The 18245-nt window shown below is 73.3% G+C and carries 14 protein-coding genes; 8 read left to right on the top strand and 6 right to left on the bottom strand.

The genetic code is table 11. From position 1 onward, the window contains the following. Nucleotides 1-50: 50 nt before the first annotated feature. Together Q7T67_RS18370 and Q7T67_RS18365 are read right to left on the bottom strand one after the other, a co-directional pair. Entirely contained in the window at nt 51-656 is a 606-nt protein-coding gene (locus Q7T67_RS18370; protein WP_304793204.1) for a GNAT family N-acetyltransferase, read from the bottom strand. Between the two features lie 307 nt (nt 657-963). Continuing rightward, nucleotides 964-2295, bottom strand: coding sequence for a citrate synthase (locus Q7T67_RS18365; RefSeq protein ID WP_304793201.1), 1332 nt, complete (start codon nt 2293-2295; stop codon nt 964-966). A gap of 284 nt (nt 2296-2579) precedes the next feature. On the opposite strand from Q7T67_RS18365, the gene Q7T67_RS18360 reads away from it, so the two are divergent. Continuing rightward, nucleotides 2580-3467: a methyltransferase domain-containing protein gene (locus Q7T67_RS18360; RefSeq protein WP_304793198.1), complete on the top strand. Its 888-nt coding sequence runs from the start codon at nt 2580-2582 to the stop codon at nt 3465-3467. Between the two features lie 155 nt (nt 3468-3622). Beyond that, complete coding sequence (locus Q7T67_RS18355; protein WP_304793195.1) at nt 3623-5266, top strand: acyl-CoA synthetase; 1644 nt, start codon at nt 3623-3625, stop codon at nt 5264-5266. 114 nt (nt 5267-5380) lie between these two features. Here the strand turns inward: Q7T67_RS18355 and dcd are convergent, their stop codons facing one another. Beyond that, complete coding sequence (gene dcd / locus Q7T67_RS18350) at nt 5381-5956, bottom strand: dCTP deaminase (protein WP_304793191.1); 576 nt, start codon at nt 5954-5956, stop codon at nt 5381-5383. Nucleotides 5957-6167: 211 nt separating this feature from the next. Here dcd and Q7T67_RS18345 point away from each other — a divergent pair, with 211 nt between their 5' ends. Genes Q7T67_RS18345 through Q7T67_RS18320 form a run of 6 tightly spaced genes read left to right on the top strand, consistent with a single transcriptional unit; the run spans nt 6168 to nt 14721 of the window. Next, nucleotides 6168-7565, top strand: coding sequence for an MlaD family protein (locus tag Q7T67_RS18345; RefSeq protein ID WP_304793190.1), 1398 nt, complete (start codon nt 6168-6170; stop codon nt 7563-7565). Beyond that, nucleotides 7565-8932 (top strand): MlaD family protein, encoded by a 1368-nt coding sequence (locus Q7T67_RS18340; RefSeq protein ID WP_304793187.1) that lies wholly within the window; start codon nt 7565-7567, stop codon nt 8930-8932. Before Q7T67_RS18345 ends, Q7T67_RS18340 begins: the two co-directional genes overlap by 1 nt. Continuing rightward, the gene (locus tag Q7T67_RS18335) at nt 8929-10323 is read left to right on the top strand and encodes an MlaD family protein (protein WP_304793184.1); all 1395 of its coding nucleotides are present in this window, start codon (nt 8929-8931) and stop codon (nt 10321-10323) included. The genes Q7T67_RS18340 and Q7T67_RS18335 overlap by 4 nt, the downstream gene beginning before the upstream one ends. Then, entirely contained in the window at nt 10320-11951 is a 1632-nt protein-coding gene (locus Q7T67_RS18330; protein ID WP_304793182.1) for an MlaD family protein, read from the top strand. The genes Q7T67_RS18335 and Q7T67_RS18330 overlap by 4 nt, the downstream gene beginning before the upstream one ends. Next, nucleotides 11948-13219, top strand: a complete 1272-nt coding sequence (locus Q7T67_RS18325; protein WP_304793180.1) for an MlaD family protein — start codon at nt 11948-11950, stop codon at nt 13217-13219. The genes Q7T67_RS18330 and Q7T67_RS18325 overlap by 4 nt, the downstream gene beginning before the upstream one ends. After that, the gene (locus tag Q7T67_RS18320; RefSeq protein ID WP_304793177.1) at nt 13216-14721 is read left to right on the top strand and encodes an MlaD family protein; all 1506 of its coding nucleotides are present in this window, start codon (nt 13216-13218) and stop codon (nt 14719-14721) included. The genes Q7T67_RS18325 and Q7T67_RS18320 overlap by 4 nt, the downstream gene beginning before the upstream one ends. Nucleotides 14722-14885: 164 nt before the next feature. On the opposite strand, the gene Q7T67_RS18315 is transcribed toward Q7T67_RS18320, so the two are convergent. The 3 genes from Q7T67_RS18315 to Q7T67_RS18305 all read right to left on the bottom strand — a co-directional run. Next, nucleotides 14886-15839, bottom strand: a complete 954-nt coding sequence (locus Q7T67_RS18315; protein WP_304793174.1) for a PfkB family carbohydrate kinase — start codon at nt 15837-15839, stop codon at nt 14886-14888. 72 nt (nt 15840-15911) lie between these two features. Then, nucleotides 15912-17579 (bottom strand): thiol reductant ABC exporter subunit CydC, encoded by a 1668-nt coding sequence (gene cydC / locus Q7T67_RS18310; protein ID WP_304793171.1) that lies wholly within the window; start codon nt 17577-17579, stop codon nt 15912-15914. Continuing rightward, the coding region (locus Q7T67_RS18305) for an AAA family ATPase (protein WP_304793168.1) at nt 17576-18245 on the bottom strand (670 nt) is incomplete at its 5' end. The genes Q7T67_RS18305 and cydC, both read right to left, overlap by 4 nt.

Below are 18245 nucleotides of genomic sequence, written 5' to 3'. Positions count from 1 at the left end.
CCGGGCCCGGGCCAGCCGAGCCCCCGCCGGGCCGACCTCCAGCGGCCCGTCTAGGCGACGAGCTGCGGGCGATGCCCGCCGACGACCGGGGCGACCCGGCGTCGGCCGGGCCGCATGCGGCGGCTGGCCGCAAGGCGCTCGAGCCGACCGGACTCGGCGGGGAGGGTCGTCGTGACCTCGTTGGTGATGCCGTCGCGGCGGACCGTGAGCTCACCGCCCATCCGGCGGAAGAGCGCCTCGGACGCGCGGTTGCCCGCGAGCATCGAGCCGCTGAGGGACGCGACGCCCTCCTCGACGGCGCGGTCGGCCAGCCCGATCGCCAGGGCGCTGCCGATGCCGGTGCCCTGGTAGTCGTCCGTGACGACGAACGCGGCCTCGGCCGTGCTCGGGCGGGCGGGGTCGCGCACCCAGCGGGCGACGCCCAGGATCCGCTCGGGGCGCGTGCGGTCCACGGCCACGAGGGCGACGTGCGCGTGCTGGTCGACGTCGGTGAGGTACCGGACGTCCGTGGAGCTCAGGCGCGGCTTGGCGCCGAGGAAGCGATCGCGCACGGTCTCCGGCGAGAGCAGCTGGTGGGCCCGGCGCAGCAGGGCGGCGTCCTGCGGCCCGATCGCACGGATCAGGACCTCGGACCCGTCGTGGAGCGGAACGAACACACCAAGGATGATGCTCCGGACGCGCCACGTTCTCGATGACCGCGGTCACATGAACGGACGGGATCGGTCACACGCGCACCTGATCTCGCACACGAACGAACATCCGCGGGTCCGGATGCCGGTCCGGGGCGCGGAGCTCCCGATCCCCGCGCGCCGCGCCCCACCGCCCGGCCGGCGATCGCCCACCGCCCGGCCGGCGATCACCCGGCGCGCGCCGCCCGGAACGACGACGGGACCGCCTGGGCGGTCCCGTCGCATCCCGCCCGGGGGCGGGGGAGGTGGCGCCCGGCGGCGGCCGGGCGCCGGACTACCGGTTCTCGATCGGCACGTAGTCGCGCGTGCGGTCGCCGGTGTAGATCTGCCGCGGGCGGGCGATCTTCTGCTCCTTGTCGCCGACCATCTCGAGCCACTGGGCGACCCAGCCCGGGGTGCGGCCGATGGCGAACATGACCGTGAACATCTCGACCGGCAGGCCGAGGGCCTCGTAGATCAGGCCGGAGTAGAAGTCGACGTTCGGGTAGAGCTTGCGCTTGACGAAGTAGTCGTCCTCCAGCGCGATCCGCTCGAGCTCCTTGGCGACCTCGAGCAGCGGGTTCTCGGTCCCGGTGGCCTCGAAGACGTCCTCGACGGCCTTCTTCAGGATCTTCGCGCGCGGGTCGAAGTTCTTGTAGACGCGGTGACCGAAGCCCATGAGCTTCTCGTCGCCGTTCTTGACCCGGTCGATGAAGCCCGGAACGTTGTCGACGCTCTCGATGCGGGCGAGCATCTCGAGCACGCTCTGGTTGGCGCCGCCGTGCAGCGGGCCGTAGAGGGCGGCGATGCCGGCGGAGACCGCCGAGTACGGGTCGACCTGCGACGAGCCCACCGCGCGGACGGACGACGTGGAGCAGTTCTGCTCGTGGTCGGCGTGCAGGATGAGGAGGACGTCGAGCGCCTTGGCGATGCGCGGGTCGGCCTGGTACTTCAGCTCGGCGACCTTGAACAGCATGCCGAGGAAGTTCTCGGCGTAGTTGAGGTCGTTGTCGGGGTAGACGTACGGCATGCCCTTCGCGTGGCGGTACGCGAAGGCGGCGAGCGTCGGGACCTTGGCGATCAGGCGCACGATCTGCTCGTACTGGACCCGCTCGTCCTTGATGTTCTTCGCCTCGGGGTAGAACGTCGACAGCGCGCCGACCGACGAGAGCAGCATGCCCATCGGGTGGGCGTCGTAGCGGAAGCCCTCCACGAGCGACTTGACGTTCTCGTGCACGAACGTGTGGATCGTGATCGCGTGCGTCCACTCCTCGAGCTGCTCCTTGTTCGGCAGCTCGCCGTAGATCAGGAGGTACGCGACCTCGAGGAACGTCGCCTGCTCGGCGAGCTGCTCGATCGGATAGCCGCGGTACTCGAGGATGCCCCGGTCGCCGTCGATGTAGGTGATGGCCGAACGACACGCGGCGGTGTTGGTGAACGCCGGGTCGTAGGTCATGAGGCCGAAGTCCTCCTCGTCGACCTTCATCGCGCGGAAGTCCATCGCGCGGACCGTCCCGTCCGTGATCGGCACCTCGTAGGACTTGCCGGTCCGGTTGTCGACGACGCTCAGCGTGTCCTGGGCCGTGCCGACCGCCGCGTCGGCGCCGGTCTCCTGGGTCTCGCTCATAGGACTCTCCGTGATCTCTGTCCGCTTGCAGTCCGCAGTCTATGCACCCCGGACCCTGAGGTCGTTCCGCCGGTATACAAGCCGGGCCGGGTGCGTCGGCGTGGACGCCCGCCCGCGTGACGGGACACCCTGGGGGTACCCGCGGGAGACCGACGGCAGACGCGCGTCGGTCCGATCCTCCGGGGGCGACGTCGTCGGCCCGCGAGCCCGGAGACATGCGATGGGCCGACCTGGCGCCTCGCCGCTCGCGGGCGGGCGGGGCCTCCCGGCGGTACGGTCCGCCGGTGCTCCCCGAGGCGACCGACCGGATCCTGGCGCTGCCCGACGACGCGCAGATCCTCGACGTCGGGGGCTGGGCCGCGCCGTTCAACCGCGCCACCCACGTCATCGACGCCATGCCGTTCCAGACGCGCGGGGCGATGGGCTTCTCCTACGGCGGGCCGCAGGAGCGCTTCGGGGCCGACACGTGGACCCGCACGGACTTCTGCGCGCGCGAGCCCTGGCCGTACGAGGACGACCAGTTCGACCTCGTCCTCTGCGTCACGACGCTGGAGGACGTGCGCGACCCGATCTGGGTCTGCCAGGAGATGAGCCGCGTGGCGAAGGCCGGCTACCTCGAGGTCCCGTCGATCCTCAACGAGCTGACCTGGCGACTGCCGGGGGAGGGGGCCTACCTCGGCAACCGCCACCACCACTGGTTCTGCCGGGCCTCGGCGGCGGCGGGCCGGCCGGAGGACGCCGTCGGCGCGGCCTCGTCGGTCCCCGCGGCCGGCGGCGCGGCAGCCATCGAGTTCGTCCACAAGCAGCACGGGGTCCACGCGGACCCGACGATCCGGGTGACGCCCTCGATGGCCGTCGAGCTGGCGCTGGGCGAGCAGCTGCAGGGGCTCTTCTGGAAGGGCTCCGTCGCGGCGACGGAACGGCTGCTCATCGGCGAGACGCTCCACGCCGAGCTGCGCGGTGCGGTCGGCGCCCGCTTCCCCGCGTCGCGGGCCGAGCGCGGACTGCGGGGGACGGAGGCCCGCCTGCGGGCACGCGCCGAGGCCCTGGCCGGGCCGCTGCGCCGACGGGCCGGGGGGCGCCTGCGCGAGCTCCGGGGCGGCGCGGTCCCGCCGGACGCGGTCGTCTCGGAGGACCACGTCCGCCCGGGACTCGGTCGCCCGCGCGACTGAGTCCGACCGCTCCGCGTCGCGCCGCGGCCCGCCCGCGTGGCCCGTCCCGCCCCCACCCGCGTGGCCCGTCCCGTCCCCACCTGGAGGTGACGCCTCCGTCAGGTTCGGGCCGACGGGCACCCCCCGGACGTCCGGTCCGGCTACGCTGCCGCCCTATGTCGCCGCGCGCCACCGGGTCCGTTCTCAGCGCTCCTGCCCTGATCGGGCGCAGGGCCAAGGAGGAGGGAGCGTTCCTGAAGGCCTGCGTCCGCTCCGGCCTGTTGCGGATGAACAGCCCCGCGACGGCGAAGGCGGGCCTGCACGCCTACCGGACCCGCGGGCCGCTCGGGGCGATCATGGCGCTCTCGGTCACCCGCGACCCCGGGGCGATCGCGTTCATCGACGAGCGCGGCGAGACGACCTTCGGCCAGTTCGAGGAGCGCACGAACGCGCTCGCGAACGCCTGGAGCGCCGCCGGGGTGAACGCCGGCGACGGCGTCGGCCTGATGATGCGCAACCACGCGGGCGTCCTCGAGGCGCTGTTCGCGTGCGTGAAGCTCGGCGCGAAGGCGATCTTCATGAACACCTCCTTCTCGGGCCCGCAGCTCGCGTCGGTCTCCGAGCGCGAGGGCGTCCAGGTCCTCGTGTACGACGAGGAGTTCGAGGACGTCGTCAAGCAGGTCTCCGCGCCGTCGGGCCGCTACCGGGCCTGGACGACGACGGAGGGCGACGACGCCGACGACACGATCCACGGCCTCGTCTCCCGCGGCGACACCACGCCGCCGCCGTCCCCGTCGCGCCACGCGTCGCTGATCATCCTGACCAGCGGCACCACGGGCACCCCGAAGGGCGCCGCCCGTCAGCAGCCCAAGTCGCTCGCCCCGTTCGGCGGCCCGCTCTCGGTCCTGCCGTTCAAGGGCGGCGAGACGACGGTGCTGCCCACCCCGATGTTCCACTCGATCGGGCTGCTGCACTCCCTGATCGCCGTCGGCCTGGGCAACACCCTGATCCTCCGCCACCGCTTCGACGCCGCGCAGACGCTGAAGGACGTCGAGGAGCACAAGGCCACCGGGCTCATCGTCGTGCCGGTGATGCTGCGCCGCATCCTCGACGAGCACGACAAGCAGGGACGCAAGCACGACCTGTCGTCGCTGCGGATCGTCTTCGCCGGCGGCTCGCAGCTGGGCGGCACGCTCGCCACCCGCGCGATGGACACCATCGGGGACGTCGTCTACAACCTCTACGGCTCGACCGAGGTCGCGATCGCGACGATCGCCACCCCGGAGGACCTGCGCAAGGCCCCGGACTCCGTCGGTCAGGTCGTCACGGGCTCGCGCGTGCGGATCCTCGACGACGAGGGCCGCGACGTGCCCCACGGCACCACGGGCCGGATCTTCGTCGGCACCGCGATGCCGTTCGAGGGCTACACCGGCGGCGGCACGAAGGACCTGATCGACGGCCTGATGTCCTCGGGCGACGTCGGGCACTTCGACGACGACGACCTGCTCACCATCGACGGCCGGGACGACGACATGATCGTCTCGGGCGGCGAGAACGTCTTCCCGGCGGAGCTCGAGGAGCTCCTCGCCGCCCACGACGCGGTCTCCGAGGCCGCCGTGCTCGGCGTCGACGACGAGGAGTTCGGCCAGCGCCTGAAGGCCTTCGTGGTCCTCGAGAGCGGCCAGGACCTGTCGGAGGACGACGTCAAGGCCTACGCCAAGGACAACCTCGCCCGGTACAAGGTCCCGCGCGAGGTCGTCTTCCTCGACGAGCTGCCCCGAAACCCCACGGGCAAGGTCCTCAAGCGCGACCTGAAGTAGTCGCGCGGCCCGCCGCCCCGCGGGGGCGGCATCCGTCGGCCGGGCGGAGAGGCGCGAGGCGGCGCCCCCGCCCTGCGGCGCCGGGGCGACCGCCCCGCAGGGCGGCCCGCTGGCCTACGCGCGTCCGGCCGGCCCGCCCTCGTAGCGGGACTCCGTCGCCTCGACCTGGCCGTGGTAGTGGCTGCCCAGGTCGGGGTGGCCGTAGGGTCGGGCGGCCGGCTGGTCCAGCGTCATGAAGGACAGCTGCGCGATCGGCAGGCCCGGGCGCAGCAGGATCGGGACGCGCGTGAGGTTGGCCAGCTCGAGGGTCAGCGTGCCCTTCCAGCCCGGATCGCAGAAGCCGGCGGTGGCGTGCACGATCAGGCCGAGCCGGCCCAGGGAGCTCTTGCCCTCGATGCGGGCGACGATGTCGTCCGGCAGCTCGACCCACTCCTCCGTGCGCCCGAGGCAGAACTCGCCCGGATGGATCACGAACGGCTCGTCGCCCTCGCAGAGCACCTGCTCCGTGAGGTTCTCGGGCGGGTCGGCGAGGTCGATCGACGTTACGCGATGGTTATGGAAGACCCGGAAGGACCGGCCGAGCCGGAGGTCCACCGACGCCGGCTGGACCGCGCCCTCGTCCCAGGGGGTGATGCGGAGGCGATCGTCAGTGACCAACTGGCGAATCGCGGTGTCGGACAGCACGGGCATGGCCCCAGCGTAGCCCGTCGGGCGCCCCGCCCGCCGTCGCCGTCCCGAGACGCTCCGACCCGGTTGTGGCCCGGAATGGCTACTCGCGGTCGCAAACGGGGGACCACGGGTCGGTTGTCGGTTGCGCCTCATCTCCCGTTGTCCCTATATTCCTCGTCCCGAGGGGGGATCCGTGAGCGACCTCACGCCCGGAGCCCTCTCGCGACACCTCGTGCCAAAGCCACCCATCCGCATCGTCGTCCCCGTCATCGCGCTGGTCGTCGCCGTCGTCGTCGTCCTACGGATCCTCGGCGGCGGTTCAGGGACCTACGAGGTCGTGGCCAAGTTCCAGGACGCGGGGCAGGTCGTCAACGGCAACCAGGTCCGCATCGCCGGCGCCACCGTCGGCACCGTCTCCGACATCGAGCTGGCCGACGACGGCCAGGCGCTCCTGACGCTGAAGATCACGAAGGACGAGTACAAGCCGCTGCACCGCGGCACGCGGGTCATCCTGCGCAACTCGTCGCTCTCGTCGATCGCCAACCGCATCATGGTGCTCGAGCCGGGCCCGGACAACGCGCCGAAGATCAAGAGCGGCGAGGCGATCGAGGCCGAGGACACCCGGTCGGCGACCGACATCGACCAGGTCCTCAACGCGGTCGACGCCAAGGGCCGCGAGTACCTGCAGACGCTCGTCCGCGGCGGCGCGACCGCGTTCTCCGGCGCGGAGAAGCAGACCAACCAGGTGCTCGAGCGCCTGTCGCCCGCCCTGTCGCAGACGCGTCGCACGATCGACGAGCTCGGCTCGGACGAGCCCGCCCTGCAGCGGCTCGTCACGGGCTCCGCCGCCGTCTCCTCGACGCTCGCGCAGAACTCCGGCGACCTCGAGCAGGGCCTCGAGTCCACCGCGGTGACGCTCAAGGCGACCGCCGCCGAGCGCGAGGCGCTGCGTCGCACGATCGAGCTGGCGCCGTCGTTCCTGCGTCGCGCCAACAGCACCTTCGCCAACACCCGGGTTCTGCTGCGCGAGGCCCGCCCGCTGCTGCGCGAGGTCCGCCCCGTCGCCCCGCGTCTGGCCACCACCCTGCGCCTGGCCGAGCCGCTGACGGCGGAGGGCGTGCCGCTGCTGCGCAACGTGCGCGCCACGCTGCCGTCGCTCTCCGACACGCTGGCCCGCACGCCGCGCCTGGCCAACCAGGTCGTGCCGGCCCTGAACGAGCTGTCCCGGGCCCTGCCGACGCTCAAGCCGATCACGACCGAGGTCCGCGACTACGCGCCGGACCTCGCCTCGGGCCTGCTCACCGGCTTCGGCGGCAAGGCCGGCGGCTACTACGACGGCAACGGGCACTACGCCCGGATCCAGCCGACCGTGAACGCCGCTTCGATCGCCACGATCGCGCAGCCGCTGCTCGGCGGGCTGACCGACGTCCTGGCGCCGCTGCTCGGCACGGGCCTCGCGTCGCCGCAGACCAACCAGCAGGAGCGCTGCCCGGGCGCCGGTGCCCAGACGCACCCGGACGGCTCCAACCCGAACCCCGCCGGGCACGCGGGCAAGTGCGATCTCAACCAGGTCCCGCCGGGTGGTCGCAACAAGATCACCCCGACCGCGACGAACGGAGCGACGCGATGATGCCGGTCCGCCGTCACCTGCTCGCGGGTGCCACAGCCGTGGTGCTCGTCCCCGTCCTCGCCGGCTGCGGCGGAGGCGGCGACGCCGGGGCGCAGGGCGCGACGGGCGACACCCGCCTGGACGCGATCTTCGACAACGCCTCGTTCGTCGGCGCCGGCCAGGACGTCCGCGTCGCGGGCGCCACGGTCGGCAAGGTCACCAAGGTCGAGCTGACCAAGGACCGCAAGGCCCGGATCTCGATGGACGTCGAGCCCGCCTTCCTGCCCTTCCGCAAGGACGCGACCTGCACGATCCTGCCGCAGTCGCTGATCGGCGAGAAGTTCGTCGAGTGCGACCCCGGCAAGCCGTCGGCCCCCGCGCTCGAGGGCACCGACGACGACCCGGCGACGATCAGCATCCAGCAGACGCAGAGCCCGGTCGACCTCGACCTCGTCGTCGCGATGCTCGGTCAGCCCACCAACGTCCGCACCCAGCTCCTGCTGAACGAGTTCGGCGCCGGCTTCGCGACCCGCGGCAAGGACCTCGACGCCGCGATCCGCCGATCCAACCCGTTCCTGGCGAACGCCCGCAAGACGCTGACGGTGCTCGAGGGCGACAAGGCCGCGCTCGGCCGCATCGTCGAGGCCAGCGACACCATCCTCTCCGAGCTCGACCGTCGCAAGAACGACATCACGGGCACGTTCGACGGCGCGGCCGAGGCCCTGAAGCCGACGTCGCAGTACCGCGTCCAGCTCGACCAGGCCATCGCCAAGCTGCCGGCCACCCTCTCCGAGCTCAAGCCCGCGCTGCGCTCCCTGCGCGACCTGGCCGACGACGCCAAGCCGACGCTCGCGTCGCTCCGCCAGAGCTCCCCGGCCCTCAGCACCCTGGCCGGCGACCTGAAGCCGCTGTCGGACGCCGCCCGGCCCGCGCTGCGCCGCCTGGCCTCGGCCTCGCGCACCGGCACGCCGATCCTCCGGCGCGCCCTTCCGGACCTCAAGCAGCTGCAGGGCACGATCGCGGCGCTGGCGCCCGTCAGCCCGGTGGCCCGCAACATCAACACGAGCCTGAGCGACAACGGCGCGATCGAGAACCTCGCCCGCTTCATCTACGTGGTGCCGCTGGCGACCGCGCGCAAGGACGCGATCTCGCACATCGTGCCCGCCAACGTCGTCCTCACCCCCTGCCTGCTCTTCACCGAGACCGCGCAGCCCGGCTGCGAGGCGAAGTTCACCTCCGAGGCCTCCGGCGCCAACCAGCTCAGGAGCTCGCAGATGAAGTCCTTCCTCGAGCAGCAGAAGCAGCGGGCCGCCGAGCAGCCGAAGACGGAGTCGACGTCGAGGACGCTGCTCCCGCTCGCGCCGACCGCGAAGGAGGAGGGACGATGAACCGCCGTCGCACCTCCCTCGCCGGCAGCCCGGTCCTGATCGGCGCGGCGACCGCGCTGATCGCCCTGGTCGCCGTCGTCCTGTCGTACAACGCGAACAAGGGCCTGCCCTTCATCACGACGTACGACATCAACGCGCAGGTCTCGGACGCGAAGAAGCTGACCACCAGCGTCGACGTCCGCATCGGTGGCAAGCGCGTCGGCCAGGTCTCCGAGATCAAGGCCATGAAGTCGCGCGACGGGCGGTACTTCTCGACGCTCCGCCTCAAGCTCGACCAGACGGTCGCCGAGCTGCCCGTCGACACCAAGCTGCGGATCCGCCCGAAGTCGATCATCGGCGCGAAGTTCGTCGAGCTCTACCCCGGCACGAGCACGAAGACGCTCGCGGCCGGCGGCACGATCCAGGAGGACGCCACGAGCGCCTCGGTGGACCTCGACGAGGTCACGGGCCTGTTCGACTCGAACCTCCGTCGGTCGTACCGCACGGTCATCAAGGAGGCGGCCAACGGCTTCGCCGGGCGCGGCGCCTCGCTCAACGAGGGCATCGACGCCCTGCCGCCGGTGCTCTCCAGCGGCTCGCGCTTCCTCGCCACGCTGGCCGATCCCGCGACGAACCTCACCGGCTTCGTCAACGGCCTCGACGCCACGACGCAGGCGGTCCTCCCGGCCACGAACAACCTCGGCGCGCTGTTCGCCGCCGCGGCCCCGACGCTGCGGGCGATCGGCGCCGAGAACGAGTCCAACGGCCAGACCCTCCAGCTGCTGCCCCCGGTCGAGGACGCGACGATCAGCGCCTCGCGGGTCGCCGCCCCGGTGCTGCGCGACGCGGCGTCGCTCGTCAAGGAGCTGCGCCCGGGCGTCCGCGAGCTGCCCCGGACGGTCCGGGCGCTCGACCGCGCCATCGACACCGGCGTGCCGATCCTCCGCCGCGCCCCCGTGCTCGGCACGCAGCTGCAGTCCACGCTGCGGGTCGCGGACCGCACGCTGCAGCGCCAGAGCTTCAACGACTCGCTGACCCTGCTGACCCCGACGCTGCAGGAGCTGCTCCCGCCGCTGCAGCTGCTCGAGACCCAGCAGGTCAAGTGCAACTACGTCGGGCTGTTCGCCCGCAACGCGTCGAGCGCCGGCAGCGCCGGTGACGAGAACGGCAACTGGCTGCGGATCGGCCTCGTGGTCTCCGCGGACCAGACGCTGCGCAGCCCCAACCCGGATCCGCGACTCCACTACCAGGTGTACCCCGACAACGACCAGGGCGCGAACGGCGCCGGCGGCTGTGCCGTCGGCAGCGAGTCCTACACCGCCGGCAAGGTCGTCGGCAAGGTCCCGGGGCAGAGCTCCGGCGTCGGTCCCCGCACCTCGGCCCCGGCCGGCACCCCGAAGGGTCCCCGATGAGCCCGCTCCTGCGCAAGCGCGGCGGCCGCCGCCGCCGCGGCGTCAAGCACCACACGCCGCAGCAGATCGTCCGGCGCAACGTCCTCTGGGGCGCGGCGACGATCCTGATCGCCGCCGTGCTCGTGTTCCTCGTCTTCGGCGGCGGCGTCCCCGGCACGGGCCCCGCCAAGCTCGAGGTCCTGACGAAGGACGCCGGTGTGCTGCGCGTCGGCGCGGCCACCAAGGTCCGCGTCGCCGGCGTCGACGTCGGCACCGTCTCGGGCCTGAAGCCCGCCGAGGGCAAGCCCGGCTACTCCGTGATCACGGTCGCCCTGACGGACAAGGCCCCGGCCTTCCGTCGCGACGCCACGGTCAAGATCCGGCCGCGGCTGTTCCTCGAGGGCAACTTCTTCCTCGACATCAACCCCGGCAGCCCCGGGGCCCCGGCGCTCGGCAACAACCCGATCCCGCCGGGCGCGGTCACCCTGCACGTCGCCGCCGACGAGGTCTTCTCGGCGTTCGACGACCAGACCCGCACGAACTTCAAGGAGACCCTCAAGGCCTTCGGCGAGGGGCTCGAGGGCGGCGGCGCCGAGGCGTTCAACCGGCTGCTGAAGGCGACGCCCCCGTCGCTGACGGACATCGCCAAGGTGATGAAGTCGCTCCGCGGCAACCAGGACGGCGACCTGAACCGCGTCGTCGTCGAGGCCGGTGGCGTGCTCGCCAACCTGCAGGCGCGCGACAACGGCCTGCGCGGCACCATCGTCGACGGCCGCCGCGCGTTCGACGCCTTCGCCGCCGACCAGACGGACCTGCGCAAGACCATCCGGTCGCTCGACACCACCACGGCCCAGTTGATGCCGCAGCTCACGCGCATCACCCGGGCGGTTCCGGAGGCCCGGGCGCTCGTGCGCGACGCCCGCCCGCTGGCCCGTCGCCTGCCGTCGTTCCTCGACGTCGCCAACCCCGGTCTGCGCTCGGTCCTGAACCTCGCCAAGTCCGGGGACCTGCAGGGCCTCACCGCCGAGCTGCGCCCCGCCCTGCGGACGATCAGCCGCTCCGCCGCGCCCCTCGGGCAGGTCGGGGAGAACCTCCGCCCCGTCGCCAAGTGCCTGAACGACAACCTGCTGCCGATCCTCAACAGCGTGGTGCCCGACGGCGACCTGACGACGAACCTCAAGGTCTACGAGGAGCTCGGCGACACCTTCACCGGTCTCGGCGCCTCGACCCCGAACTTCGACGCCAACGGCCCGTGGGTGCGCTACCTGCTCGGCTTCGGCAACCAGGCGATCTCGACCTCCGACGGCAACGGCACGCAGCAGGCCGTCTCGCAGAGCCCGGTCGTCGGCTCGACGCCGGCGCCGGTGGCGCAGCCGCCGCTCCGGCCCGACGTGCCCTGCGAGGGCCAGTCGGTGCCCTCGCTCGAGGCCCGGATGAAGCCGTTCTCCGGCAAGCAGACGAAGATGAACGTCGACAAGGAGCAGGTCACCGACGTGCTCGACCGCGCCCTGCGGACCGTCCAGGGGCTCGACAAGGGCCGCAAGGACCTGACCGAGATCCAGCAGCAGCTGACGCAGCTGCTCGGCCCGGCCGGCAAGACGGAGGCGACCGCGAAGCCGGACGCCGCCGCGAAGGAGGCCGGACGATGATCAAGACCGTCAGGATGGCGCTCCGCCAGTACTGGTGGGCGGTCGGCGTGATCATCGGCGCGATGATCCTGTCGTTGTTCGTGGCCGGGTACATCCTCTCCCAGCAGCGGTTCAACCCGCTCGAGGACACCTACAACGTGCGGGCGAACTTCGCGTCCGCCCAGGCCGTGACCCCCGGTCAGGGGCAGGCCGTCGCCGTCGCCGGCGTGACCGTCGGGCAGATCAGCAAGGCCGACCTCGTCGACGGCCAGGCGGTCGTCACGATGAAGATCGATCGCAAGAAGCTCGCCGAGGTCCACGAGGACGCGCACGTCATGCTGCGCCCGCGCACCGGCCTGCAGGACATGACCATCGAGCTCGATCCGGGTTCGCCGAGCCGCGCGAAGATCAAGGACGGCGGCACCCTGCCGCAGACGCAGTCGACGTCGCAGGTCCAGCTCGACGAGGCCGTCGCGGCGCTCGACAGCGACACCCGGGGCTACTTCCAGCAGCTGCTGCAGGCCAGCGCCGAGGGCTTCAAGGGCAACGCCAAGACCTTCCAGCGCATCCTGCGCGCGGCGGCGCCGACCGCCCGGCAGACGCACCGCGTGCTCGAGGTCCTGACGGAGCGCCGACGTGCGCTCTCCAACACGGTCTCGCGGCTGGGGAGCCTCTCGCAGGCCCTCGGGCAGCACGACCAGGCCGTGGGCGACACGCTCGACCGCGCCGCCGTCACGCTGCGCACCATCGCCGGCCGCGACCGCGAGCTGCGCCTGTCGCTGCAGCAGCTCCCCTCGACGCTCGACCTGACCCGTCAGGCGGTGACCAAGACGGGCGAGCTGGCCGACGAGGTCGTCCCGACGTCGAAGGCCCTCCGTCCCGCGATCCGCGACGTGACGGCCGCGCTGCCCGACGCCGAGCCGCTCCTGCGGGCGCTGCCCCGCGACCTCGCACCCGTCCGGCGCCTGGCCGTCCAGGGTCGCCAGCCGGTCCGCGAGATCCGTCGGACGGTCCAGCAGCTCGAGCCGCAGCTGGCCGACACGAACACGAGTCTCCAGGTCCTCCAGCACGTGACGAACGTTCTCGCCTACGACCCCCCGGGTGAGCAGAAGGGCTTCTCCTACTACCTCGGCTGGTTCGCGCACAACACGAACTCGCTGTTCTCGACCAACGACGCCAACGGCGCCGGCTGGCGCGGGCAGCTCATCCTGTCCTGCGGCACCATCAGCGGTCTCGCGCCGCTGCGACCCGTCACCGACCTGCTCTCCGGTCTGGGGGTCTGCAAGTGAACAAGAACCGTCCCCATCCCGCACAGATCGGGATCATGGTGGCGTTCGCGCTGTCGTGCTTCGGTCTGCTGCTGTTCCTCTGGACGAGCTTCGGCGGCCCGGTGCCGCTGCGGGCCCAGCCGTACCAGGTGAAGACCGCGTTCGCCCAGGGCACGCAGCTCGCCGGCTACGCGGACGTCCGCATCAGCGGCGTCACCGTCGGCAAGGTCACGACCATCGTGCGCGAGGGTGGCAAGGCCAAGGTCACGATGAAGATCGACCCGAAGTTCGCGCCGCTGCCCAAGGACACCCGGGCCACGCTGCGGACCAAGACGCTGGTCGGCGAGACCTTCGTCAACCTGTCGTTCGGCACCCGCAAGGACCAGATCGCCAAGCGCGCGTTCATCGCCGACGGCGGCACGATCCCGGCGCGCAACATCCAGCCGACGGTCGAGCTGGACCAGATCCTCGACGCCTTCGACGAGAAGACCCGCAAGGACCTCAAGGTCGTGCTGACCTCGATCGCGGAGGGCACGAAGGGCCAGGGCAAGAACCTGAACGCCGCGGTCGGACAGGTCGCTCCGCTGGCCGAGGGTGCCGACGGCCTCTTCGACATCCTGAACCGCCAGAAGGCCGAGGTGCAGTCGGGCAGCCGCGACTTCGCGACGACGTTCGCCGCGATCGGCCGGCGCTCCGGCGCGATCCAGGGCATCGCCGAGGGCGGCCGCCAGCTGCTCGAGACGACCTCCGCGATCACGCCGGCGCTGCGCGACACCCTGCGCACGCTGCCGTCGTTCGGTCGCGAGACCCGCCGCTTCATGACCACGGTCGAGGCGACGTCCCGTGCGGCCAAGCCGGCGATCGCCGACCTGCGCCCCGTGACGCCGCTCGTGCGTCCCGCGCTGCAGCGGCTCGCCGTCCTGGCCCCGCAGCTCGAGCAGACGCTCGTCGAGCTGGACCCCGTCCTCAAGCGCGTGCGCACGGGGATGCCGCCGATCCGTCGGCTGCTGACCGCGCTGCGTCCCGTGTCCGACGGGCTCGCGCCCGTCACGCAGGACCTGCTGCCGATCGCGCGGTTCGTGAACCTCTACAAGCGCGAGCTGTCGGTGACGTTCGCCAACGCCGGCGCGGCGACGCAGGCCACGGCCCCCGACGCCCAGGGCGTGCAGCGCTCGTACCTGCGCGTCGCGGCTCCGGTCAACGGCGAGACCGTGCAGGGCGCCACCACGCGCAACCCGAACAGCCGGTACAGCATCTACCCGCGTCCGGGCGAGCTCGAGCTGGCCGGCACGGGCAAGAACCCGTCGTTCGCCTGCGACCACCTGGGCAACTCCTCGGGCATCCTGACCGGGATCCTCGACCTGCCGGGCATGGGCGGTCCGCCGTGCGTGCCCCAGCAGAACTTCCCGGGCACCGGCACGGTCTACCCGCGCCTGACGCCCGTGACGCCCGACCAGGTCCGCTCCGGCGCCGCCGGGTCGCCGGGGAACACGACCCCGGCGTCGTCGAGCACGCGCCGCTGAGCCACCCGGCGCCGCGACGCGGCCGGGGGGGGGGTGGGGCGACCGACGGTCGCCCCGGACGACGAAGGGCCCGCGATCGCGGGCCCGTCGTCGTCGCGGTCGGGCCGGGCGGCCCGCGGCGCGGAGGCTCGGACGCGCCGAGCCCCGAGCCGGTCGCCGTCGGTTCAGGCGCGCAGGGCGATCGTGGCGTCGGGGGCGCGGGTCAGCTCGACGAGGCGGTCCACGCGGGCCTGGACCTCGGAGCCGGGCAGCTCGTAGAGCTTCTCCGCGCCGAAGGCCTCGACGTTGTGGGATGCGGTCGCCGTGCCGTGGATCAGGGCGGCGGCGAGGACGTCGCGGTCGACCTGCAGGTCGGGGTCGGCCTCCAGGCGGGCGGCGACGTAGCCGACGACGCCGCCGGCGAACGTGTCGCCGGCGCCGGTCGGGTCGACGACCGTGTCGAGCGGGAAGACCGGGACGGTGAAGCCGCCGCCGTCCTGCGTGAAGACCGTCGCGCCGTACGAGCCGAGCTTGGCGATGATCGCGGACGGGTGGGCCTCCCACCCGAAGATGGCCTGGGCCGCGGCGTAGGTCGTCGGGGCGCCGGTGAGCTGCTGCAGCTCGCCGTCGTTGAGGATCAGGCAGTCGACCTCGCCGATCGCGGCGACGAGGTCGTCGCGCATGATGTCGATCCACAGGTCCATGGAGTCCAGGGCGACCCACTTCGCGGAGGACTGCGCGCGGACGGCGCGCTGCAGGCCCGGCACGATGTTGGCGAGGAAGAGGACGTCGGCGTCCTTGCTCGCCTGCGAGAGCTTGGGGTCGAACGTCTCGAAGACGTTGAGCTCCGTCGTGATCGTGTCGCGCGAGTTCAGGTCGTCGTGGTACTTGCCCTTCCAGAAGAAGGTCTTCCCGCCGGCGACGCGCTCGACGTCGTCCGTGTTGGTGCCGCGGGTGGCCAGGAGCGCCATGTGCTCGTCGGTGTAGTCGTCGCCGACGGGCCCGACGGCGCGGACGTCGCTGTAGAACGACGCCGCCTGGGCGAAGTGGAAGGCCGCGCCCCCGGGGATGCGCTCGCGCACGCCCGCCGGGGCCTCGAGCCCGTCAAAGGCGATGGAACCGACGACGGTGATGGTCATGCCCTGGACCCTAGGGGCTCCCGGGGGCCCGACGCCGGGCGGCCGCGCCCGGGCGGGGACGCGGGGCGCCGATCACGACGGCCCCGCGACCACCGGCCGGGCCGCAGCCCGGGGGCGGGGCCGATCGAGCAGCCGGCCGGCGCGCAGCTCGACCACGCGGTCGAACCCCGCGAGGTCGGCGGTGGCGTGCGTGATCCAGACGACGGAGCGATCGCGCGTCGCCTGCAGGACGTCGTGGGTGACGCTCGCGGCGGTGCGGCCGTCGAGCATGGCGGTCGGCTCGTCGAGGACGAGCACCCCTGCGGGGGAGGCCAGCGTGCGCGCCAGCCCGATCCGCTGACGCTGGCCGCCGGAGACCTGCGCGCCGTCCTCGCCGAGGAGGGTGGCCAGGCCGTCGGGCAGGTCGTCGACCCAGGGGCCGAGGCCGGCGGTGCGCAGCGCGGCGTCGACCTCGGCGTCCGTGGCGTCCGGCGCGCCGATCCGCACGTTGGCGGCCAGCGACGTCGCGACGAGGTGGGCGTCCTGGCCGGCCAGCCGCACGTGGGCGCGGACGTCCTCCGTCGCGGCCGCGTCCAGCGGGACCCCGCCCAGCCGGACGGTCCCGGCGTCGGGGTCCACGACCCGGGCCAGGAGCGAGGCGAGCGTCGACTTGCCCGCGCCGCTGGGGCCGATGATCGCCACCCGCTCGCCCGGTGCGACGTGCAGCGACACGCCGTCCAGCACGACGGGGGTCCCGGCGCCGCCCGGGCGGTGGACGAGGCCCTCGGCGACCAGCGCCGCGCCGGACGGCAGGGCCGTGGGGGCCTCGGGCTCGGGCAACGTCTCCGGGCCGGCGACCGCCGCGTCCAGGCGCCGACGTGCCCGGCCGACGGAGAGCCGGCGCATCGCGGACTCGGGGAGCGGCGTGGCGATCTCGAAGGCCCCCACGGCCAGGAGGACCAGCGCCCCGAGCCACACGGGCTCCAGGGTGCCCGCGGCGGTCGCACGGGCGCCGAGCACCAGGACGACGAGCAGTGCGACGCCGCCGACGGCCACCGTGGCCGTCTGCCCGAGCGCCGCGGCCCAGGCGATGCGGCGGTCGACGCGCCCGAGCGCACGGGAGCGCGCGTCGAGCTCCAGGGCGCGGGTCGGGGCGAGACCCGAGACGGCGAGCTGCGACCCGTCGCGCAACGCCCCGTCGAGGTCGGCGGCGAACGCGGCGCGCGCGGCCCCCTGGCGGCCGAGGGCGGTCCGGGCGAGGCCCCACACCCCGGCGGGCACGGCGAGCACGGCGACGGCCAGTCCGGCGAGGAGGGCGAGACCGGCGCCCGGCAGCACGAGCACGGCCGCCACCACCGCGGGCACCGCGGTGCCGACCGCCACGGCGACGGGCAGCACGACGCGGGGCCGGTGGTGCTGCAGCTCGTCGACGTCGGTCGTGAAGCGCGTGAGCAGGTCGGCGGCGCCCGGCGCCCCCGGAGCCCCGACCCGCGCCGCGAGGAGGTCGTACCAGCGGCGGCGCTCCCGGGCGAGGTCCTCGAGGGCGAGCTCGTGCGCCGACAGCCGCTCGGCGTAGCGGGCGAGCGCCCGGATCATCCCGAGCCCGCGGACGAGCACGATCGTCGTCAGCAGTGCGAGCACCGGCGGTCGCTCGGACGCCCGGACGACGAGCCAGCCCGAGACCGCGAGCACGGCGAGACCGGCCAGGGCGCTGAGGAGGCCGAGGGCGATCGGACGGAGGGTGGGGTGACGGAGGCTCATCGCGTGCGTCCTCGGCCGGTCCGGCCCTTGGCCCGCGTCTTGGTCCGGGTCCGGGACCTCGTCGCGGTGTCCGGCCCACCCACGGCGACGTCGGCCGCGACGCCCACCGCGGTGGGGCCCCCTGTGCCCATCGCGGCGGGCGGCCGATCGTCCGTAGCGGTGGGCGCCCCGGCGCCCGTCGCGGTGTCCGGCCGATCGCCCGACGCGGTGCCCGCTCCGGCGCCCGCGATCGGGTGACCGGACCCCCCGGTCGGGCCCGTCGAGGTCGGGCGGCCGGCGAGCAGGTCCAGGTCGAGGACCCGGTCGCAGCGGGAGACGAGGACGGGGTCGTGCGTCGAGACGACCAGGGTGCGGCCGGCGCAGGCGCGGACGATCCCCTCCGCGGCGCGCTCGGCGCTCTCCGCGTCGAGGTGCGCGGTCGGCTCGTCGAGCAGCACGAGGGGCGCAGTCGAGGCGAGTGCGCCCGCCAGCGCCAGCCGCTGGGTCTGGCCGGCGGACAGGACGCGTCCGCCGGGACCGACGACGGTGTCGAGGCCGTCGGGGAGCGTCGCGACGAGCTCCTCCGCGCCCGCCAGGACCAGCGCCGCCCGGATCCGGTCGTCGAGGTCGGCCGGCGCGTCGCCCCACGCCGCCCCGGCGCCCGCGGCCAGCGCCTCGCGCAGGCTG

The organism is Patulibacter sp. (assembly GCF_030655195.1).
Taxonomy (GTDB): domain Bacteria; phylum Actinomycetota; class Thermoleophilia; order Solirubrobacterales; family Solirubrobacteraceae; genus Patulibacter.
This window is presented reverse-complemented; position numbering and strand designations above follow the sequence as displayed.

What these genes read in the sequence shown, in the direction of transcription:
- Q7T67_RS18365 (WP_304793201.1), bottom strand. Translation starts at nt 2,295, where the DNA reads ATGAGCGAGACCCAGGAGACCGGCGCCGACGCGGCGGTCGGCACGGCC.
- Q7T67_RS18355 (WP_304793195.1), top strand. Translation starts at nt 3,623, where the DNA reads ATGTCGCCGCGCGCCACCGGGTCCGTTCTCAGCGCTCCTGCCCTGATC.
- dcd (WP_304793191.1), bottom strand. Translation starts at nt 5,956, where the DNA reads ATGCCCGTGCTGTCCGACACCGCGATTCGCCAGTTGGTCACTGACGAT.
- Q7T67_RS18340 (WP_304793187.1), top strand. Translation starts at nt 7,565, where the DNA reads ATGCCGGTCCGCCGTCACCTGCTCGCGGGTGCCACAGCCGTGGTGCTC.
- Q7T67_RS18335 (WP_304793184.1), top strand. Translation starts at nt 8,929, where the DNA reads ATGAACCGCCGTCGCACCTCCCTCGCCGGCAGCCCGGTCCTGATCGGC.
- Q7T67_RS18330 (WP_304793182.1), top strand. Translation starts at nt 10,320, where the DNA reads ATGAGCCCGCTCCTGCGCAAGCGCGGCGGCCGCCGCCGCCGCGGCGTC.
- Q7T67_RS18325 (WP_304793180.1), top strand. Translation starts at nt 11,948, where the DNA reads ATGATCAAGACCGTCAGGATGGCGCTCCGCCAGTACTGGTGGGCGGTC.
- Q7T67_RS18315 (WP_304793174.1), bottom strand. Translation starts at nt 15,839, where the DNA reads ATGACCATCACCGTCGTCGGTTCCATCGCCTTTGACGGGCTCGAGGCC.
- cydC (WP_304793171.1), bottom strand. Translation starts at nt 17,579, where the DNA reads ATGAGCCTCCGTCACCCCACCCTCCGTCCGATCGCCCTCGGCCTCCTC.